General features: G+C 75.0%; 12 protein-coding genes. 6 read left to right on the forward strand and 6 right to left on the reverse strand.

The window, feature by feature from the left end; genetic code table 11:
* The first annotated feature begins 471 nt into the window (after nt 1-471).
* Both gltB and PH191_RS23315 read left to right on the forward strand, forming a co-directional pair.
* Nucleotides 472-5,136 (forward strand): glutamate synthase large subunit, encoded by a 4,665-nt coding sequence (gltB, locus tag PH191_RS23310; RefSeq protein WP_274197024.1) that lies wholly within the window; start codon nt 472-474, stop codon nt 5,134-5,136.
* Nucleotides 5,129-6,592, forward strand: coding sequence for a glutamate synthase subunit beta (locus tag PH191_RS23315; RefSeq protein WP_274197025.1), 1,464 nt, complete (start codon nt 5,129-5,131; stop codon nt 6,590-6,592). The genes gltB and PH191_RS23315 overlap by 8 nt, the downstream gene beginning before the upstream one ends.
* Before the next feature lie 3 nt (nt 6,593-6,595).
* On the opposite strand, the gene PH191_RS23320 is transcribed toward PH191_RS23315, so the two are convergent.
* The 5 genes from PH191_RS23320 to PH191_RS23340 all read right to left on the reverse strand — a co-directional run bounded on the left by PH191_RS23320 (nt 6,596) and on the right by PH191_RS23340 (nt 11,713).
* On the reverse strand, nt 6,596-7,387 hold the full coding sequence (locus PH191_RS23320; RefSeq protein ID WP_274197026.1) for an alpha/beta fold hydrolase: 792 nt from the start codon (nt 7,385-7,387) through the stop codon (nt 6,596-6,598).
* A gap of 144 nt (nt 7,388-7,531) precedes the next feature.
* Nucleotides 7,532-7,828: a hypothetical protein gene (locus tag PH191_RS23325; RefSeq protein ID WP_274197027.1), complete on the reverse strand. Its 297-nt coding sequence runs from the start codon at nt 7,826-7,828 to the stop codon at nt 7,532-7,534.
* 229 nt (nt 7,829-8,057) lie between these two features.
* Nucleotides 8,058-8,855: a class I SAM-dependent methyltransferase gene (locus PH191_RS23330; protein WP_274197028.1), complete on the reverse strand. Its 798-nt coding sequence runs from the start codon at nt 8,853-8,855 to the stop codon at nt 8,058-8,060.
* Complete coding sequence (locus PH191_RS23335) at nt 8,852-9,871, reverse strand: methylenetetrahydrofolate reductase C-terminal domain-containing protein (protein WP_274197029.1); 1,020 nt, start codon at nt 9,869-9,871, stop codon at nt 8,852-8,854. The genes PH191_RS23330 and PH191_RS23335 overlap by 4 nt, the downstream gene beginning before the upstream one ends.
* 81 nt (nt 9,872-9,952) lie before the next feature.
* A complete protein-coding gene (locus PH191_RS23340) occupies nt 9,953-11,713 on the reverse strand; it encodes an Hsp70 family protein (protein WP_274197030.1) in 1,761 nt (586 codons plus the stop codon).
* Between the two features lie 199 nt (nt 11,714-11,912).
* Between PH191_RS23340 and PH191_RS23345 the strand changes: the two genes are divergently transcribed.
* Genes PH191_RS23345 through PH191_RS23360 form a run of 4 tightly spaced genes read left to right on the forward strand, consistent with a single transcriptional unit; the run spans nt 11,913 to nt 17,414 of the window.
* On the forward strand, nt 11,913-12,503 hold the full coding sequence (locus PH191_RS23345) for a histidine kinase (RefSeq protein WP_274197031.1): 591 nt from the start codon (nt 11,913-11,915) through the stop codon (nt 12,501-12,503).
* Nucleotides 12,494-13,159: a response regulator transcription factor gene (locus PH191_RS23350; protein ID WP_274197032.1), complete on the forward strand. Its 666-nt coding sequence runs from the start codon at nt 12,494-12,496 to the stop codon at nt 13,157-13,159. The genes PH191_RS23345 and PH191_RS23350 overlap by 10 nt, the downstream gene beginning before the upstream one ends.
* A gap of 5 nt (nt 13,160-13,164) precedes the next feature.
* Nucleotides 13,165-14,505, forward strand: coding sequence for a sensor histidine kinase (locus PH191_RS23355; protein WP_274197033.1), 1,341 nt, complete (start codon nt 13,165-13,167; stop codon nt 14,503-14,505).
* On the forward strand, nt 14,502-17,414 hold the full coding sequence (locus PH191_RS23360) for an ATP-binding protein (RefSeq protein ID WP_274197034.1): 2,913 nt from the start codon (nt 14,502-14,504) through the stop codon (nt 17,412-17,414). The genes PH191_RS23355 and PH191_RS23360 overlap by 4 nt, the downstream gene beginning before the upstream one ends.
* Here PH191_RS23360 and ppc read toward each other — a convergent pair.
* Nucleotides 17,411-20,230 carry a phosphoenolpyruvate carboxylase gene (ppc, locus tag PH191_RS23365; RefSeq protein WP_274197035.1) on the reverse strand — a complete coding sequence of 940 codons (2,820 nt, stop codon included), beginning with the start codon at nt 20,228-20,230 and terminating at the stop codon, nt 17,411-17,413. The genes PH191_RS23360 and ppc overlap by 4 nt on opposite strands.
* Between the last annotated feature and the right edge of the window lie 97 nt (nt 20,231-20,327).

Raw genomic sequence — 20,327 nt, forward strand, 5'->3', positions numbered from 1 at the left:
GTACCCCTCGGTAACGCCCCTTGGCGTCCCGGTGTGTCGCCCGGCAGACTGACCGGCGTGTCGGGATCGATCACGAGGGCAGCGCGCTCAGGAGGTCACCAGGCCTCGCCGCGCTCTCCGGGCGACGTCGCCGCGGCCGGGATGCCCGGCCGCGACCCCTACGGCGCCACGGACAGGCGTTCCAGACGCTGAACGGCGTCACGGGGCAGCCGACGACGTAGCGTCGTAGGCACCGTGACGACGTTGTGACGGTCGGTTGCTGCCACGTGGCGATGAGCACTCTTTCGGAGGCGTCCACCCCGTGCGCTGCGGCGGCGGCGGAGGTTAACGTCAGGTTGCCCCTCCGGTCGTCCACCGCCGACCGGTGCGCCGGGCTGTCTCCGGGGTGAGCGTCACGCTCCCCACCCATGTCCACCCCCGCCGGGCGACCGGCGACCACCACCTGCACGCGAGAACGATGGGAGGGGCCACGTGGCTGAGACCGGACGCGTTGCGCAGCGGACGGGGACCCTCGCGAAGGGTCGTCCGGCCGAGGGCCTCTACGACCCGGCCTTCGAACACGATGCCTGCGGCGTCGCCTTCGTCGCCGACATCGCGGGCCGTCGCGACCACCGGACGGTCAGCCGTGGCCTCACGGCCCTCATCAACCTCGAGCACCGGGGTGCCCGCGGCGCCGAGCCCAACACCGGTGACGGCGCGGGAATCCTGATCCAGGTCCCGGACGGGCTCTACCGCCCCCTGCTGGCCGAGGCGGGCGTCGAGCTCCCGCCCGCCGGGCGCTACGCGGTGGGCAACGCCTTCCTGCCCGCGGACGCCGACCCGGCCGACCTCGAGGTGATCGTCGCGCACGTCGCCGCGGAGGAGGGCCTCGAGGTCCTCGCGTGGCGCGAGCTGCCCGTCGACCCCGACGGCGCCGGCATCGGCCCGACGGCGCGGGCGGTCATGCCGCGCTTCCGCCAGCTCTTCGTGGGCCTGCCGCCCGAGGTGGACCACGTCGTCGACACCCCGAACGCCGGCGACGACGACGCGGGCATCGTCCTGACCCTCGAGCGCCGCGCCTTCGCCCTGCGCAAGCGCGTCGAGCACGAGTCGCGCACCGCGGGCGTCGAGACCTACTTCCCGAGCCTGTCCGGGCGCACCGTCGTCTACAAGGGGATGCTCGCCGAGGAGCAGGTCGAGCCGTTCTTCGCCGACCTCGCCGACGAGCGCACCACCAGCTCGATCGCGCTGGTGCACAGCCGCTTCTCCACCAACACGTTCCCGGCGTGGAGCCTCGCGCACCCGTACCGCTACCTCGCGCACAACGGCGAGATCAACACACTGCGCGGCAACCGCAACTGGATGGCCGCGCGCGAGTCGATGCTCGCCACCGGTGCCTTCGGCGAGGCCGGGTCCGACCGTGATCTGGGCATCGACCGGCTGTTCCCGATCGTCACCCCGGACGCCAGCGACTCGGCGACCTTCGACGAGGTGCTCGAGCTGCTGCACCTCGGCGGGCGCACGCTGCCGCACGCCGTGCTGATGATGATCCCCGAGGCGTGGGAGAACCACGCCGAGATGGACACCGCGCGCCGCGCCTTCTACCGCTACCACTCGACGCTGATGGAGGCCTGGGACGGCCCGGCGCTCGCGGCGTTCACCGACGGCTCGGTGATCGGCGCGGTGCTCGACCGCAACGGCCTGCGTCCCGCCCGCTACTGGGTCACCGAGGACGGGCTGGTCGTCCTGGGTTCCGAGGTCGGCGTGCTGGACATCGACCCGGCGACGATCGTGCGCAAGGGCCGCCTCGAGCCCGGTCGCATGTTCCTCGTCGACACCGTCGGGCGCCGGATCGTCGACGACGACGAGATCAAGGGTGAGCTCGCCGCCGAGCACCCCTACGACGAGTGGCTGCACGCCGGGATGGTCGAGCTCGCCGACCTGCCGTCGCGGTCGCGCGACAAGTTCGACCGCCACGTCCTCGTGCGCCGCCAGCAGACCTTCGGCTACACCGGCGAGGAGGTCTCGCTGCTGCTGCGCCCGATGGCGCAGGGCGGGGCCGAGGCCACGGGCTCGATGGGCAACGACGCCCCGCTCGCCCCGTTCTCGTCGCGCAGCCGCGTGCTGTTCGACTACTTCATCCAGCTCTTCGCGCAGGTCACCAACCCGCCGCTGGACGCCTACCGCGAGGAGCTCGTCACCTCGTTGCAGGTGCACCTCGGGTCGGAGACCAACCTGCTCGACGCCTCGCCCGCGTCGTGCCGTCGCGTCGTGCTGCCGATGCCCGTGGTGGACGACGACGAGCTCGCGCAGCTCGCCGGCATCAACGACGACGGCGACATGCCCGGCTTCGCGCCGTACCTCGTCTCCGGGCTCTACGACGTCGCGGGCGGCGGGGACGCGCTGCGCGCCCGGCTCACCGAGATCCGCCAGGAGGTCTCCGCGGCCGTCGAGGACGGCGCCCGCGTGATCATCCTGACGGACCGCCACTCCGACGCCGACCACGCGCCGATCCCGTCGCTGCTGCTCACCGGCGCGGTGCACCACCACCTCGTCCGCGAGAAGACCCGCACGCGCGTCGACCTCGTCGTCGAGGCCGGCGACGTCCGCGAGACCCACCACGTCGCGCTGCTGCTGGGCTACGGCGCGAGCGCGGTGAACCCCTACCTCGCGCTGGACACCGTCGACGACCTCATCGACCGCGGCGTGATCACCGGTGTCACGTCCGGCACCGCGACCCGCAACGTGGTCGAGGCGCTGGCCAAGGGCGTGCGCAAGGTGATGAGCAAGATGGGCGTCTCGACGGTCGCGTCGTACGTCGGCGCCCAGATCTTCGAGGCCATCGGGCTGGGCACCGAGGTCGTCGAGGACTGCTTCGCCGGCACCACCTCGCGCCTCGGCGGTGTGGGCTACGACGTCCTCGCCGAGGAGGTCGCGATCCGCCACCGCCAGGCCTGGCCGGCCGACGGCGTGCGCCCCGACCACCGCGAGCTCGCCGTCGGCGGCGAGTACCAGTGGCGCCGCGAGGGCGAGCTGCACGTGTTCAACCCGCACACGGTGTTCAAGCTCCAGCACTCCACGCGCACCCAGAACTACGACACGTTCAAGGAGTACACCCGCGCCGTCGACGAGCAGAGCTCGCGCCTGATGACGCTGCGCGGGCTGTTCGGCTTCAAGGACGGCGCCGACACCGGCCGCACCCCGGTCCCGATCGACGAGGTCGAGCCGATCTCCGAGATCGTCAAGCGCTTCAACACCGGCGCCATTTCCTACGGGTCGATCTCGCAGGAGATGCACGAGGTCCTCGCGATCGCGATGAACCGTCTCGGCGGGCGCTCGAACACCGGCGAGGGCGGCGAGGACCCCGGTCGCTTCACCCGCGACGCCAACGGCGACTCGCGGCGTTCGGCGGTCAAGCAGGTCGCGTCCGGGCGCTTCGGCGTCACGAGCGAGTACCTCGTGAACTCCGACGACATCCAGATCAAGATCGCGCAGGGCGCCAAGCCCGGCGAGGGCGGCCAGCTGCCCGGTCACAAGGTCTACCCGTGGATCGCGAAGACCCGGTTCTCCACGCCGGGCGTCGGGCTGATCTCGCCGCCGCCGCACCACGACATCTACTCGATCGAGGACATCGCCCAGCTCATCCACGACCTCAAGAACGCCAACCCGCGGGCGCGCGTGCACGTCAAGCTCGTCTCGCAGGTGGGTGTCGGCACGGTCGCGGCGGGGGTGTCCAAGGCGCACGCCGACGTCGTCCTGATCTCCGGGCACGACGGCGGCACCGGCGCCTCGCCGCTAAGCTCGATCAAGCACGCGGGCGGGCCATGGGAGCTCGGCCTCGCCGAGACCCAGCAGACGCTGCTGGCCAACGGCCTGCGCGACCGGATCGTCGTGCAGACCGACGGCCAGCTCAAGACCGGCCGCGACGTGGTCATCGCCGCGCTGCTCGGTGCCGAGGAGTTCGGCTTCGCGACGGCGCCGCTGGTGGTCTCGGGCTGCATCATGATGCGCGTCTGCCACCTCGACACCTGCCCGGTCGGCGTCGCGACGCAGAACCCGGTGCTGCGCCAGAAGTTCGACGGCAAGGCCGAGTACGTCGTGGCGTTCATGGAGTTCATCGCCCAGGAGGTGCGCGAGCACCTGGCGGCGCTGGGCTTCCGGAGCATCGAAGAGGCCATCGGGCACACCGACGTCCTCGACACCCGCGCCGCGGAGTCGCACTGGAAGGCCGAGGGGCTCGACCTCTCGCCGGTCCTGCACCGCCCCGACGTGCCGGCGGCCACCGTGCTGCACCAGGCGGTGCCCCAGGACCACGGCCTGGAGAAGGCGCTCGACCACACCCTGATCCAGCTCGCCGAGGGCGCGATCGCCGACGGCACGCCGGTGCGCCTGGAGCTGCCGGTGCGCAACGTCAACCGCACCGTCGGCACCATGCTCGGCTCCGAGGTCACCCGGCGCTGGGGCGGCGCGGGCCTGCCCGACGACACCATCGACATCACGTTCACGGGGTCCGGCGGGCAGTCGTTCGGGGCGTTCCTGCCGCGCGGCGTGACCATGCGCCTCATCGGCGACACCAACGACTACTTCGGCAAGGGCCTCTCGGGCGGGCGGCTCTCGGTGCGCCCGCACCCCGACGCCCCGTTCGTCGCCGAGCAGAACATCGTGGCCGGCAACGTCATCCTCTACGGCGCCACCGCCGGCGAGGCCTACCTGCGCGGCAAGGTCGGCGAGCGCTTCTGCGTCCGGAACTCCGGCGCGGTCGCCGTCGTCGAGGGCGTCGGCGACCACGGCTGCGAGTACATGACCGGCGGGCGTGCGGTGATCCTCGGGCCGACCGGGCGGAACTTCGCCGCGGGCATGTCCGGCGGGATCGCCTACGTGCTCGACCTCGTCGAGGGCCGGGTGAACCACCAGATGGTGGAGCTCGAGGTCGTCGGCGAGGAGGACCTGGCCGAGCTGCGGACGATGGTGGAGCGGCACTACGCGCTCACCGACTCGGCCGTGGCGCACGCCCTGCTGACCGACTGGGACGCCGCCGGGCCGCGCTTCACCAAGGTGATGCCGACCGACTTCAAGCGGGTCCTCGAGGCCACCGCCGACGCCGAGCGCAACGGCCGCGACGTCAACGAAGCGATCATGGAGGCCGCTCGTGGCTGACCCCCGTGGATTCATGACCACCGGCCGGGAGCTCCCGCGTCGCCGGCCGGTCGACATCCGGATCCGTGACTGGCACGAGGTCTACGAGGAGCTCAACCCGACGACGCTGCGCAAGCAGGCCGGGCGCTGCATGGACTGCGGCATCCCGTTCTGTCACCAGGGCTGCCCGCTCGGGAACATGATCCCCGAGTGGAACGACCTGGTGTGGCGCGACGACTGGGCCGAGGCCATCGAGCGCCTGCACGCCACCAACAACTTCCCGGAGTTCACCGGCACGCTCTGCCCGGCCCCGTGCGAGTCGGCCTGCGTGCTCGGCATCAACTCCGACCCGGTGACGATCAAGCAGGTCGAGATCGAGATCATCGACCGCGCCTGGGACGAGGGGTTCGTCCGCCCGCAGCCGCCCGAGATCAAGACCGGGAAGTCGGTCGCCGTCGTCGGCTCCGGGCCCGCCGGGCTCGCCGCCGCGCAGCAGCTCACGCGCGTCGGGCACGACGTCACCGTCTACGAGCGCGCCGACCGCATCGGTGGGCTCCTGCGCTACGGCATCCCCGAGTTCAAGATGGAGAAGAAGCGCCTCGACCGCCGTCTCGAGCAGATGGTCGCCGAGGGGACGCGGTTCTTCGCGGGCGTCGAGGTCGGGGGCCCGGCCGAGGGCGACCTCTCGGTCGAGAAGCTGCGCGCCGACCACGACGCCGTCGTGCTCGCCGTGGGCGCCACCGCCTGGCGGGATCTCCCGATCACCGGTCGCGAGCTCACCGGCATCCACCAGGCGATGGAGTACCTGCCGCCGTCGAACAAGGTCCAGCAGGGCGACTACGAGCGCTCGTTCATCGACGTCGAGGGCAATCACGTCGTGGTCATCGGCGGTGGCGACACCGGCGCCGACTGCGTGGGCACCGCCCACCGCCAGGGCGCCGCGTCGGTCACCCAGCTCGAGATCATGCCGATCCCGCCGTCCGAGCGGCCGAACACCAACCCGTGGCCGACCTACCCGATGATCTTCCGGGTGTCGTCGGCCCACGAGGAGGGCGGCGAGCGCCTGTTCTCGGTGAACACCGACGAGTTCCTGGGCGACGAGCACGGCCACGTGCGCTCGCTGCGGCTGGTCGACGTCGAGCGCGTCGACGGGCGCTTCGTCCCCGTCGGGAACAGCGAGCGGGAGATCCCGGCCGACTTCGTCTTCCTCGCGATGGGCTTCCTCGGCCCGCAGAAGGAGGGCCTGCTCGACAGCCTCGGCGTCGAGTACGACGACCGGGGCAACGTGCGTCGCGGCGACGACTACCAGAGCTCGGTGCCCGGCGTGTTCGCCGCGGGCGACGCCGGGCGCGGCCAGTCGCTGATCGTGTGGGCGATCGCCGAGGGGCGCTCCGCCGCCGCCGGCGTCGACGCCATGCTCACCGGCCGCGACGTCCTGCCCCGCCCGATCGACCCGACCGACCGCCCGCTGGTCTGACCCTCAGGCCACGACGAGCGCCGGGGCAGCCCGGGTTCCGCAGCGAACGCGCGGTTCGCTGCTTCTACGCGCACGAACTCCCCGTTCGCGGCGGGCGGGGACGGCTGCGGGGACGGCTCCCGAGGCGATCCGGGCGATCACGGCGGGGTCCTTGAGCAGACCGCAGTGACCGAGGCCGTCGACGACGACGGGCTCGGCGCCCTCCGGCACGGCGCTGTGCACGTCGACGACGACGTCGGCGCGCGAGGCGACGGCCAGCCACGGGACGCCGGCCGGCACGGCGGGGGAGCCGGCGCGCAGGTCGCGCACGGCGCCGACGGGGAACAGGTGCGCCCAGCGGGTGCCCCGCAGCGGCGCGGCGACAGTGACGACGCGGGTGACGACGCCGTCGAGGCGCCCGCCGGCGAGGCTCGCGGCCACGATCACGCCGCCGAGGCTGTGGCCGACGAGCGTGACCGACCGGGCGCCGCTGCGCCGCGCCATGTCCGTGACCTCGTCCGCGAGCTGCGCGCCCAGGGTCTCCACGCTCGAGGTCCACGTGTAGCGGTGGGTGACGACGGCGACGCCGGGCCCGCCGAGCGCGGGGATCGTCGCGTCCCAGCAGTCCGGGCCCGCACCGAAGCCGTGCACCAGGACGACGAGGGAGCGGGCCGCGGCGACGGGGGTCGCGGGCGTCGGGCTCTCGGTGCCCACGGCCGCGAGCAGCAGGGTGCTGGACACGGCGGTGACCACCCGCAGCGCCGCGCGGACCTCGCGGAGATGGCCGCGGAGGTGATCGTGTACCGACGGACCCATGACCCACCTCCGTGTCCAGGAGCCGGGTCCTTCGCCCGGCATCTCTCCTGGTCACGATCGTGATCGGCGGCGGGCCACGCGTCGGGAGGGCCTACCCCTCTTCGGGGTGGGGTCCTCCCTAGAACCTCGCGACGACCGGCGCGGTCAGGCGGGTCGCGGCGTCCGCGTCGCGGCGATGGCCGGGATGGTGACGCGCAGGCGGTGCGGGGCGACCTGCCAGTAGCGGCGCTCGGGGTCGGCCCGGCGCCAACGCTCGGCGAGCTCGGTGACGCGCTGCTCGTCGGCCGGGGCCGGACGGGACCGCCAGCGGCGCGAGCGTCCGCAGACCAGCGTGTCGAGGGCGGCCCAGGCCTCGTCGGCCGAGCCGTGGACGCTGACCGCCGCGGGGCCCTCGCCGTCGCCGAACAGCACCGTGTAGGCACTGACCGCGTCGTAGGTCACCTGAGCTCCTCCCGGAGCCGTCCGACGGCACCGCGGACGCGGGACCGGTGTGGGGCGGCTCCGCTCCATACAAGCCGTCCGGGGTCGCCCCGACGAGCGGGACGGGCGGTGTCGCGCCGAGCTGAACCGATTCCGCGTCGGGTGGTCCGCCCACCCGTGTGTCCCCCGTCCGGACGTGCCGCCTGCCGCAGCGGGAGCACAGGGGACCAGGGCGGGGTTTGCGGCGCCGTCAGACAGCGGTCGTGCGCAGCAGGTGCATCGTGATGAGGCGATCGCCCATGAGCCGTCCGATGATCCGGTCCTGCTCGGCGGCCTGCTGCCACGCCGGGTGGTCGCGGTGGTGGCGCGCGATGTACTCCTCGACGCGGTCCGCCCGCTCGCTCCAGGCGATCGGGGCGCCCGGCAGGCGGGCGGCGTCGACCTCGTCGTCCACCCGGAACCCGGCGTCGACGATCTGGCCCTCCAGCTCCTCGTGGGTGGGGAAGTCGTTGCCCTCGGGCTCCTCGGGCAGGGGCCGGCCGGCGTGGAGCAGCACGAGCAGCCCGAGACGCCCGCCCGGCACGAGGACGCGGCGGAGCTCGGCGAGCATCCGGGCGCGCTCGGCGGTGACGCAGAGGACGCCGAGCGACCAGGCCACGTCGACACTCGCCGTCACGATCGGCAGGTCCTCGGACGCCGCCGCGGCCACCGGGAAACCGAACAGGCGGCGCGCCGACTGCGCCGCGTGCACCATCGGCTCGGTCAGCACGGGGCGGCCCGACCAGCGGCCCTCGAGGTGCTCGGACAGCCACGCGGCGGGTCCGCCGAGCCCGGCACCGGAGTCGAGGAAGCGCTGGTCGCCGTGGAGGTCCAGCCCGCCCGCGATCCACGCGAGGTCGGCGGGCGAGCCGCTGCCCCGGCAGCCCGCGGGGATCGCGTGGTCGTGTCCGAGCGCGCGCACGGCCTCCTCGGTCCAGGCCGCGACCGTGTCGAACTCGGCCTCCATCGCGGAGTCGCGCGCCGACCCGAGGACGTCGTCGCTGCTCACGAGCGCCGCCCCGCGAGCCGGGACGCGATCTCGGCCTTGACCTCGGTGCCGACGCGCCAGCCCCGCGCGGAGGCGCGGCCCGAGAGGTTCACGCCGACCACCCCGGGGACCGCGAGCATCGCCTCGGCCTCGGCGACCGCGGCGTCGATCCCGGCGGCGAGCGGATCGGGAGCGTTCAGCACGGCGGCGACCGCCTCGGGATCGAGGGCGAGGCCTGGGAACGCGGACAGCACGGCGGCGGTGTCCTCGTCGGTGTAGACGGCGACGCCCGCGATCACCGGCAGGTCGGCGCCGGCGTCGCGTGCCTCGGCGAGGAAGGACGCGAGGTCCTCCGGCGACCCGACGTGGTTGGCGACGGCGAGGGTGGCGCCGGCCCGCTGCTTCTCCGCGAGCGCCTCGGCGCGGCGCACGGCGGGCGGGGCGGCCGGGACGACGGCGACGGCCGCAGGGACGCCCGCGGTGGCGGCGAGGTGCGCGAGGCGGGTGCTGTCGAGGTCGAACACCTGGGTGATCTCGGGCCGCACGTCCGGGCCCCGCGCGTCACCGGTGACGCAGAGGACCCCGGCGACCCCGAGCTCGGCGAGCCCCGCGAGCTCCTGCTCGAGCACGGCGCGGTTGCGGTCGCGGCAGGTCAGGGTGATCCACGGGGCGCCGCCGGCGGCGAGGATCTCCGAAGCGATCATGGTCGGCGGGAAGTCGGGGGAGTGCTGGTCCTCGCCGATGAGCAGGCCGTCGGACACCGGCGCCAGCGTCTCGAGGATCGCGCGCGTGGCCCGCAGGTCGTAGGGCGGGGCGGTGAGGTCGGTGAGCACGACCGGCGCCGGGTCCGGGGCCGGGGCGGCGGGGACGGGCTCCGGCCACGACCGGATCGCGGCCGGCCCGGACGGGTCGCACCACGGGCACGGGAGGCCGGCGTCCAGCTCGCAGGACCCGTCGCCGCGGACCCCGCCGCAGGGGCCGAAGACCATCCGTTTCGGACAGCCCGGGGTGGGCGGGTCGATCAGCGTCGGGGTCATCGCGGTCGATGTACCGCCGCATGACCCGGGACAAACCCGCGGCGCGGGAGGACACACGGGCCGGGAGATCCCTGCGCCGTCTCAGCGGAGGTAGATCACCCCGGCGGCGACGAGGGCGGCGAGCACGAGCAGGGCGACGACGGTGATCACGACGGTCCGGGTGCGCCGCGAGCCGGCCTGCGGTTCGGCGCCTCCCGGCATGCGCGTCACCATCGTCGGCGCGTCGGGGGGCTGCGGTCCGGGCGCCGGGGCTCCCGTCGGGATCGGACGGGACCCGACGGGACCGGGGGGGCGGGGCGGACCGGCCCGGAGGTCGGGCGGGGGACGCTGTCCGGGAGGGGGTCCGGAGACGGGCGAGCCGGGCGGGGGCATCGGCGGACGGGCGCCGGGGCGCGCGGGGCCACCACGGTCCGGGCCGGCGTGTCCGCCCGGACCGGGACGCGGGTGGTAGCCGCTGTCGACGCCGCCCGGGGGCCGGGCCGGTCCGCCGGGTCGTCCGGGCGGCGGCGCCCCCGGGCCTGCGGGGATCCAGGGCCCGCGGCCCGGTCCCGGCCGCGGCGGGGCCGGCGCCGGGGCCGGGGCCTGCAGTGCCGCACGGACGGCGGCCGGGTCACGGGGCAGCGCGCGCGTGGCGGCCATCGGGTCGGGGGAGTGCACGACGGTGGGGTTCGGGGCGTCGGTGACCGGCAGGGCGGCCGGGGACGGCGGCGGGCTCGTGGGCCGGGTCCTCCCGTCGGCACCGACGGGGCGGGCCGCGGCGAGGCCCCCGACCGCCGCCGACCCGCGGGCCGCGACGACGGCGGCGCCCAGGGCGACCGCGTGCTTGGGGTGGCTGTCGACGACGGTGCGGCAGCCCAGCGCCTCGCCGACCATGCGGGCGACGAGCGGGATGCGGGAGGACCCGCCGACGAGCAGCACCGCCGTGAGCGCGTCCGCGCCGACGCCCGCGGACTCCAGCGCCCGGCGCAGCGCATCCACCGTCGAGGTCAGCGGCGCGCGGATCATCGCCTCGAACTCGTCGCGGGTCACGGTCACCTCCTCCTGCCGCGTGGGCAGCAGGACCGGGACGTTCGCGCGGTCGTCGACCGACAGCGTCTCCTTGGCCACGACGCAGTCCTGCCGGACGCGGGCGGCGGCGGCGCGGGCCCGGGAGTCGTGCGCGTCCAGCTCGCTCACCGCACCGCCGCAGGCCTGGTCGACGCGGCCGACGACGGCCTCGTCGAAGTCGACGCCGCCGAGGTGCTCCATGCCCTCCGGCACGCCGAGGATCTCGACGCCCGCCGCGCGCCCGCGCAGGACCGCGGCGTCGAAGGTGCCCCCGCCGAGGTCGTAGACGCCGAGCAGCTCGCCCTCGGCCAGACCGCGTGTGACGCCGAAGTGCACGCCGGCCGCCTCGGGCTCGGTGAGCATCGGCGGGTCCTCGAGACCGGCCTCAGCGGCGACGTCCTCGAACAGCCCGCGCCGGTAGGGACCCCAGTTCGCCGGGTGGGTCAGGACGACCCGCGACGGCGGCTCGCCCTCCTCGGCGGTGATCCTCGCGAGGACGTCGCGCAGCATGGCGGCGAGGAGCTCGCCGGCCGGGCGGGCCTCACCGCCCAGCGCGACCGGCGTCGGGTCGCCCAGCCGGCGCTTGACCCCCCACGCGACGTCGCCGGGACGGCTGCCCGCCTGCCGCGCCGCGGCGTCGCCGACGGCGAGCGACCCGTCGTCGCGGCGCAGGACGACGGAGGGTTCGGTGACCGTGCGGTCACCGAGCGGCACCATCTCGACCCGCTGCCCGTCCCGGGAGATCGCCGCGGCCACGAAGGTCGTGCCGAGATCGATCCCGAGGCTGTACGACACGTCCCCTCCTCCGGCAATCTTGACGGATAGTAACGTCGCGGCCCGTTCACCGGCGACGGATCGACGGTCGGTGACCAGCATGGGGGTCGGGATGGGCACGCGCCGTGATCGGCGACGACGGGGGACGGGGCGTCGTCCCCGCGTCCGTGCGGGGTCCTCCCTCTGGCGCAGCACCCGGTCGCGGGACGAGGCTTCCCCGATGACCCCGGGGCGTGACGACGCTCGCCGGAGCGCGGAGCGGTGGCGCGACCGGCAGACCCTCGAACGACGGCTGCACGACGGACCGGCGCAGCGCCTCTCGGCCCTCGCCCTGCGTCTCGGGGTGCTCCGCGCGGGCGCGCCGGGCCGGAACGGTGACGACGCCTGGCGCCGGGGCCTGGACGTGTTCCAGTCCGAGCTCGAGAGCGCGCTCCAGGAGCTGCGCGAGGTCGCCGGCGCGCTCTACCCCCCGCTGCTCGACGAGGCCGGCCTCGGGCCAGCGCTGCGCGAGCTGGTCACCGCCACCGGGGCGGTCGCCCGCGTCGACGTCGCCGACGTCCGGTGCGGGACCGCCGCCGAGGGCGCGGCCTACTTCGCGGTGGCCGCGTGCCTGGCCGCCGCCGACGACCCCACCCCGGGCCGCCCGGAGATCGGTATCCGCGTGCGCGTGGAGAACGACGACCTGGTCCTCACCCTGACCGGGGTCGACCCCGACCAGCGCCGGCCGGTGCTCGACGAGGCCGCCCCCCTGGGCGGCTGCGCGGAGCTCACCGGACCGGCCGAGATCACCGCGAGGTTCCCGTGCGCGTAGCCGTGGCCGAGGACGGCGCCCTGTTCCGCCAGGGGCTCGTCCTGCTGCTCGAGGCGGCGGGGCACGAGGTCGTGGCCTGCGAGGCGGGCGGCGACCCGCTGGTCGCGCAGCTCTCGACGATCCCCGCCGACGTCGCCCTGCTCGACATCCGCATGCCCCCCGAGCCGGACGGCGGGCTCGTCACCGCGGAGCGGCTGCGGGACGCGCACCCGGACATGGGCCTGCTCTTCCTGTCGCACTACGCCGAGTCGCACTACCTCATGCGCATCCTCGAGATCGGGACCGACCGCATCGGCTACCGCCTCAAGGAGAAGGTGGGCAGCGTCGACGTCCTCTCCGACACGCTGACCCGCATCGCCGACGGCGAGATCGTCATCGAGCCGGAGCTGGCCAAGCGGCTCGTCGAACGCCCCCGCAGCGAGAAGCGGGACCTCGTCGCGTCGCTCTCGGAGCGCGAGCGCGACGTGCTCAAACTGATGGCCGAGGGCCGGTCCAACAACGGGATCGCCTCGACGCTGTTCGTCAGCGCCAAGGCCGTCGAGAAGCACGTCGCCAACATCTTCGACAAGCTCGGCCTGCACGCCGACACCTCGGCGCACCACCGTCGGGTGCAGGCCGTCCTGACCTACCTGCGCTCGCAGCGCGGCGACGCCTGATCACCATGCGCACGGCCGGACGACTTGCGCGGCCGGTGCTGCTCGGCGGCGTCGTCGCGGTCGTGCTGGCGGTCGTCGCGGCGCTGGGGGCCCTGCTCGCCGGCCCGGCGCTCGCCACCGTGGTCGGCCCGTTCGTCGCCGCGGCGGTCGCCGTCCCGGCGGCGCGGGCGGCCCGGCCCTGGGCGGACCGCGTCGCCGGGCGTCTCGGCCGGCGCCCGGCGCCCACGCCGTACACCGTGCTCGCCGACACCGCCGCCCGTGTCCGGGAGGGCTCGCTGACCGACGCCCTGCCGGGCCTCGCGCGCGTGCTGGGCGAGGGCACCGGCGCCGAGCGGGCGGTCGTGTGGCTGGTGGTCGGCGACGTCCTGGTCGCCGAGGCCGCGTTCCCGCCGGACCAGGAAACGGGCGAACGGGTCGCCTCGCTGGGCGCGCTGCTGGCCCGCCCGGGCGTCGACCACGCCGTCCCGGTGCTCGACGGCGAGCGCCTGCGGGCGGTGCTGACCATCGGCAAGGCCGGGCGCCCGGTCACCGCCGGCGACCGGCGCCTGGTGCGCGACGTCGCGGGCGGCGCCCACCTGGTGCTGCAGGGCGTCGCGCGGGGCGCCGAGCTCGCCGCCCGGGTCCGCCGCGTCGACGAGCTGGCGGCCGAGACCGCCGCGTCGCGCCGGCGGCTGGAGGTCGCGCGCGAGGTCGAGCGCCGGCGCCTGGTCACCGAGCTGCAGGGCGCGACGGCCGATCGTCTCGCGGCGTTCCGGCAGTCGATCACCGACGCCGCCGAGGCGCTGGAGGACGCCGAGGACGAGGACGGCCCCGAGATGGCGCGCCACCACGTCGGGGAGGCCCGCGAACGGCTGACGGAGCTGATCGACCGCTTCCGCGTCATCGCCCGCGGCGTCCACCCCGCCGTCCTGCGCGAGCAGGGCCCGCGCTCGGCGCTGGAGGAGGTGATCGCCGACCTGCCGCGGCCGGTGCACCTCTCCGGCCGGCCGGCCGAGCGGCTCCCGTGGGAGATCGAGTCCGGGCTGTACTACGCCGCCGCGTCGGCGATCTCGCTGCTCGCGGCGCGGGGCGGGCGCCCGCCGCTGGAGGTGCACCTCGACCGGCACGGCGACGTCGTCGAGGTCCGGGTGACCGATGACGACCCCGACGACGCCGAGGAGCTGCGCGAGGCCCTCGCCGACGACGTCGACCGCCTCGCCGCGCTCGGCGGCGCACTGGACCTCGTCGACCACGGCGGGCGCCTCGAGCTCCGGGCGTGGCTGCCGGACCGGTTGCGGCCGGTCGTCCTGGACACCGGGGAGCGGCGCCGCGGGGCGGAGCCCGACCGGGGTGGGGGTGTCGCATGACGGGGACCCTCGCGCCGCCGACCTCCCCGGCCCCCGACGACGCCCGCGGGGAGGCCGGAGCCACCTCCCGGTGGACGGTGCCGGCGTGGTGGGTGGCCCTGGTCGCCTGTTCCGCGCTGACGCTCGTCTGGCTCGCCCTCGGGGCGCTGGTGGCGCTCGCCGCGACCGTGCCCGCCGTGGGCGACGCGGTCGGCGCCGCCGCGAGCGCGGGCAACGCCTGGGCCGGTGGCGTCGTCGCGGCGGGCGAGCTCGGCGAGCCGGCCGGGCAGGCGGTGCTGGACTACCTCGCGAGCGCGGTGAACCTCGTCGTCGCCGTCGTGCTCTGGCGGCGCGGCGGGCGCACCTGGACCATCCGTCTGCTGATCCTCGCCATGATCGGGTCGGCGGGCGCGTTCAACCTCCAGGCGCACGCCGCGACGCTCGTCGTCCGGCGCGGCTCCGGGCTCGAGATCGGCGAGCTGCACCAGATCCTGCTGCACGGCGTCGCGAGCGCGGCCTACGTCGGCGCGCTGCTGCTGTTCCCGGCCGGCGTGGCGGCCGTCCGCGGCGGCCAGCGCCTGCTGGTCGCGCTCGCGGGGATCGCGCTGTTCGTCGCGGGCATGGGCACCGCGTTCCTCCCGCACACGGTGAGCTGCGTGGTGTTCTTCGGGTTCGGGGTGCCGCTGGTCGGCGCGCTGGGCGTGTCCCGCCACCTGCGCACCGGATCGAGCCCCGAGCGTCGCGACCAGGCACGGCTGCTGATCACCGTGCTCACCGGCGTGCTGGCGACGGCCACCGTGCTCGCCCTGGTCACCGTCGTCATGGCCCTGCTCGGCCAGCCCGGGCTCACTCTCGACGACCCGACGGCGCGCCACGACGGGGGAGGCGGGGCACCGACGGCGCTGCTCTTCTGGTTCGCCCGGCTGTCGGCGGCGGCGCTCGCGCTCGCCGTCCTGGCCGCCTACCGCCCGTGGGTGCGCTCCGCCGCCGACCGCCTGCACCGCGCGCTGACCACCGTCGTCGTGGTGGTCGCGGTCGGCGGGGCCGTCGCGCTGGTCCTCGCGATCGCGCGCGGGGGACCGGTCGCATGGGTGGCCGGCGCGGTCGTGGGCGCGCTGGTCTACCTCGCGGTGTCGGCGCGTGCCGACCGGCTCGTCGAACGCCTGCTGCACGGACGCCGCCCGACCCCGTACCGCGTCCTGCTCGAGATCGCCGAGCTCACCCGCACCGCCGCGCCGGGCACCGAGCTCGACCGCCTGCCCGAGGCGATCGGCCGGCACCTCGGCGCGCGGACCGTCGAGCTCACCGCACATCGCCCCGGCCTGCGCGACCGGGTGTTCCGGTGGCGACGCGAGGACGCCGGCGAGGCGGACGCGTCGGTGGTCTTCCCGATCCGCCACCGCGAGGACGAGGTCGGCGTGCTGGCCGTCGACGGCGAGGCGGTCGCGGGCGGCAGCGAGCGACGGCAGCTGCTCGCGGACGTCGCGGACAGCCTCGGCGCCGTGCTCCAGGCCCACCGCGTCGAGATCGAGCTCGAGCGCCAGCTGCGCGCGGCGGTGGCGCACGGGGAGCAGATCGCGACCTCGCGGCGAGCCGCCGTGGCCGAGATGGACGGCGAGCGCCGGGCCCTCGAGCGCAACCTGCACGACGGCGCCCAGCACCACCTGGTGTCGCTGCGACTCGCGCTCGGGCTCGCCGAGCACCAGGTCGGCGCGGGGCAGCTCGACGCCGCCCGGGACCGGCTCGCCCACATCCTCGAGCAGATCGACACCGCCGAGGCGGTGCTCGCCGAGACCGCCACCGGCGTCTCGTCGGTGACCCTCGCCGAGCGCGGGGTCGTCGAGACCCTGCGTCTCGAGACGGCGGGCGCGGACAGCACCGTCGCCGTCGACGCCGCGGGCGTCCCGCCCGGACGCCGCTACGGCACCGACGTCGAGGCGGCCGTCTACTTCTGCTGCCTCGAGGCGGTGAACAACGCCCGCAAGCACGCGCCGGGCGCCGCGATCACGATCACGTTCGCCGAGGTCGACGGCGTCCTGCGCTTCTCCGTGCGCGACGACGGCCCGGGATTCGCGATCGACCCGTCCGCCGCCGGCCACCAGCGGGGCATGCGCAACGTCGCCACCCGCATCACCGCGGTCGGCGGCACCGTCGCGCTCGACTCCGCCCCGGGGCGGGGGACGACGGTCGCCGGCTCGATCCCGCTGGCCGACGCGACCCCGAACGCGACCCCGGACCCCGACCCCGCCACCGGACCGATCACCCTGCCCGCGCCCGCCCCCGAGGTGGGAGCGAGGGACGCCCCGGCTGCGTCCGACGCAGCGAGGGACGCCCTCGCTCCCGAGACCCCGGACGCGGCGCCGGAGAGCAGCGCCTTCCTCGACACGGTGCGCGACCTGCTCGACGGGCTCGAGGTGCCCCCGCCGACCGCTCCGCGGATGCGGGAGATCGTGGCCGAGCTGCACACCGCGCCGGAGCCCGGCACCCCACGCCTGCCCGCCCCCCTGCGCGCCCGCCGCGCCCTCGACGGCCTCGAGGCCCTCGCGCGCCGGGGCACCGGGGGCCGGGACTGGTCGTGGCAGGTGCTCTACGCCGTCGAGCGCGCCCGGCTGGCGGGCGCCCGGGAGCTCGCCGAGGGCGAGCTCGCCGACGCGTTGCGTCGCGGGACGGTGGTGCTCCCGGCGGGCGAGCAGGCCGCCGCGGAACGGCTCACGGGCGCCGCCGGGACGTCCGCCGCCGCCCGTCTCGGGCTGGCGGACGACGCGGGGCCCGAGGACCTGCGCCGCGCCGCGCAGGAGCAGATCGCCACGTGGAAGGCCCGCGCCGGGCACCCCGCGTCGTCCCGCGCGGTGCGCGAGGCCGCGCTCGTCCTCGCGGGGGTGTGCGAGGCCGTGCTCGCGGAGACGGCCCCCGCCAGCGCCCGGGACTAGCCCGTGTTCCGCATCCCCGCCGAGATCCCGTTGACCGTCAGCAGCAGGGCCCGCTGCAGGTCCGGGTCGGGCTCGTCGACCTTGCGGCGCTCCGCGAGCGTGTGCACCTGCAGGTGGTGCAGCGGCTCGAGGTAGCCCTCGCGGATGTCCAGCGTGCGGCGCAGCAGCGGGTTGCCGCCGAGCAGCTCGTCACCGGGGGTGAGCTTGAGGACCTCGCGCTCGGTCGTCCGGTGCTCCGCCTTGATGATCTCGAAGACCTCCTGCAGCTCGGGGTCGACGAGCTCGGAGACGTAGAACCCGGCGATGCGCATGTCGGTCTTGGCCAGCGTCATCTCGACGTTGGAGATGAGGTTGGCGAAGAAGGCCCAGTCCCGCATCTCGTCGATGACCTCGGAGTAGCCGGCGTCGTGCGCGGCCTTCAGACCGCTGCCGAGCCCGAACCAGCCGGGCACGATCATGCGGGTCTGGGTCCAGCCGAACACCCACGGGATCGCGCGCAGGTCCGCCAGGGACGTCTGGCCGCCGGCACCGGGGCGCTTGCCCGGCCGGGAGCCCACGTTGAGCATCGAGAGCTCGTCGACCGGCGTGGCCTGGGTGAAGAAGTCCGGCAGGCCCTCGTGCTCGATGAGCTTCGTGTAGGCGTCCTGGGCGGCGTCGGAGATGACGTCCATCGCCTCGTCCCAGCGCTTGAGCGTCGCCGCCTCCACCCGCGAGGTCTGGTGCAGCAGCGTCGCGTCCAGCACCGCCGAGAGCATGATCTCGAGGTTGTCCTTCGCGAGCGCGGGCAGCGAGTACTTGTCGGAGATGACCTCGCCCTGCTCGGTCACCTTCATCACCGCGTCGACCACGCCGTGCGGCTGGGCCGCGATCGCCTCGCCGGCCGGGCCGCCGCCGCGCCCGACCGAACCCCCGCGGCCGTGGAACAGGCGCAGCCGCACGCCGTGCTTGGCGGCGACGTCGCGCAGCTGGCGCTGGGCCGTGTGGATCGACCACTGCGACGTGGTCAGACCGGCGCCCTTGTTGGAGTCGGAGTAGCCCAGCATCATCTCCTGGACGTCGCCCCGAGCCGCCACGAGCGCCCGGTACGACGGGTCGGAAAGCATCCCGTCGAGCAGGTCCCCGGAGATCTTCAGCTCGGTCGCGGTCTCGAAGAGCGGGACGATGTCGATCGACGCGGCGGCCTCGACGGAGTCGCCCTCCCCGCCGGTGATCTCGACCAGGCCCGCCTCCCGCGCGAGCACCGCGACGGCGAGGATGTCGTCGACGTTCTGCGCCATCGAGATGACGTAGGTGTGCAGGGCCTCCTCGCCGTAGGTCTCCTGCACCGTGCGGATGCAGTCGAAGACCTCGAGCGTCTCCTTGAACGAGTCGTCGCCGATCTGCTGCCAGTTGCGCCGCGGGGTCAGCGCCCGGCGCCCCGCCAGCTCCTTCGAGAGCACCTCGGTGCGCCCGGCGTGGTCGAGCTCGCCGTACGGGGTGTCCAGCTCGCCGAGGCGGTCGAACAGCGACTGCAGCGCCGTGTGGTGGAAGTTCGTGTGCTCGCGGACGTCGACGCTGGCCAGGTGCAGCCCGACGGCGTTCGCCGAGCGCATGACGTCGCGCAGGCCGCCGTCGGCGATCCGCTCGCCCTGGTGGGCGCGCAGCGAGCGGTCCATGACGACGAGGTCGCGCAGGTACTCGTCGGCCCCGAGGTAGTCGCGCCCCGGCTGGTGCGGGGTGCCCTCGACGTAGCGGCGCCGGGTGTTCTCCAGCCGCGCGTGGACGTAGGAGCACTTGAGCCGGTAGGGCTCCTCGGCGTTGAGCCGCACGAACCGGTCGTAGACCTCCGGCAGCGCGCGGCGGTCGCGGGCGAGGCTGCGCCGCAGGTCCTCGCTGACCCCCACCAGCCGCGTCGACACCGACAGCTCCTGGACGAGGTCCTCGAGCAGCTCGGACTGGATGCGCACGCCGCGCTCGCCGTAGATCCGCATCGTCTCGAGCGTCAGCTCGGCGGTGACGTTGGGGTTGCCGTCGCGGTCGCCGCCGACCCAGCAGCCCAGGACGAGGGGCCGCGAGCCCTCGGGCAGGTGCAGGCCCACGCGGGCGAGCTGCTCATCGAGCTCGTTGAGCACCTCGGGCACGGAGCGGCGTCCGAGCTGGTCGAGGTAGTAGGACACCGAGCGGGCCTCGTCGAGCACCGTCGGACGCTCGGGGCGGATCTCGTCGGTCTGCCAGATGAGGTCGACGAGGCGGTGCAGCCGGACCTCGGCCTGCTCCTCGGGCAGGCCGCGGGCCAGGACGTCCGCGATCGCCCGGAGCTTGCCGAGCACCGACTGGCGCTGCGCCTCCGTCGGGTGCGCGGTGAACGTCGGCTTGACCTCGAGGCGCGACAGCGCCGTGTCGAGCTCGTTCGGGTCGGCGTCGGCGACGAGCCGGTCCACGACCTCGTGCAGGGGGCCGCGGCCGTCCGCGTGCACCGCGGCGCGCTCCTCGGCACGGTGCAGCTGCTCGGCGAGGTTGGCGAGGTGGAAGTACGTCGCGAACGCCCGCCCGAGCACCGCGGCGGTGCCCGGGTCGAGCTCGCCGAGCAGGTCACGGATCTCGGTGTCGCCCCGGCCCCCGGAAGGATCATGGCTCGGGACCTCGCGCACCAGCCGGCGGACCTTCTCGACCAGCTCCAGCATGTCGTCGCCGTGCTGGGCCGCGACCGTGCGTCCGAGCAGCGTGGAGAGCAGGCGGATGTCCGCGCGCAGCGCGGAGTGCTCGGATTCGGAGGCGACGGTGCCCTCGGTGGAGACGCGGTCGGCTCGCGCGGAGCGCTGTCCGGTGTCGCTCATCGATCGTCCTCCTGATCGGCGTTCCCTCCTGGTGGGTCCGCGACGGTGGGGACGCCGACAGATTGTGCCCCCGATCGGCCGCGCCGACACCCCGAGG

The sequence above is a fragment of the Actinomycetospora callitridis genome (assembly GCF_028737265.1).
Taxonomy (GTDB): domain Bacteria; phylum Actinomycetota; class Actinomycetes; order Mycobacteriales; family Pseudonocardiaceae; genus Actinomycetospora; species Actinomycetospora callitridis.

Bases quoted from the DNA above. Each gene is read 5' to 3' on its own strand.
- PH191_RS23320 (WP_274197026.1), bottom strand. From the start codon at position 7,387: ATGGGTCCGTCGGTACACGATCACCTCCGCGGCCATCTCCGCGAGGTC.
- PH191_RS23335 (WP_274197029.1), bottom strand. From the start codon at position 9,871: ATGACCCCGACGCTGATCGACCCGCCCACCCCGGGCTGTCCGAAACGG.
- PH191_RS23345 (WP_274197031.1), top strand. From the start codon at position 11,913: ATGACCCCGGGGCGTGACGACGCTCGCCGGAGCGCGGAGCGGTGGCGC.
- PH191_RS23355 (WP_274197033.1), top strand. From the start codon at position 13,165: ATGCGCACGGCCGGACGACTTGCGCGGCCGGTGCTGCTCGGCGGCGTC.
- PH191_RS23360 (WP_274197034.1), top strand. From the start codon at position 14,502: ATGACGGGGACCCTCGCGCCGCCGACCTCCCCGGCCCCCGACGACGCC.
- ppc (WP_274197035.1), bottom strand. From the start codon at position 20,230: ATGAGCGACACCGGACAGCGCTCCGCGCGAGCCGACCGCGTCTCCACC.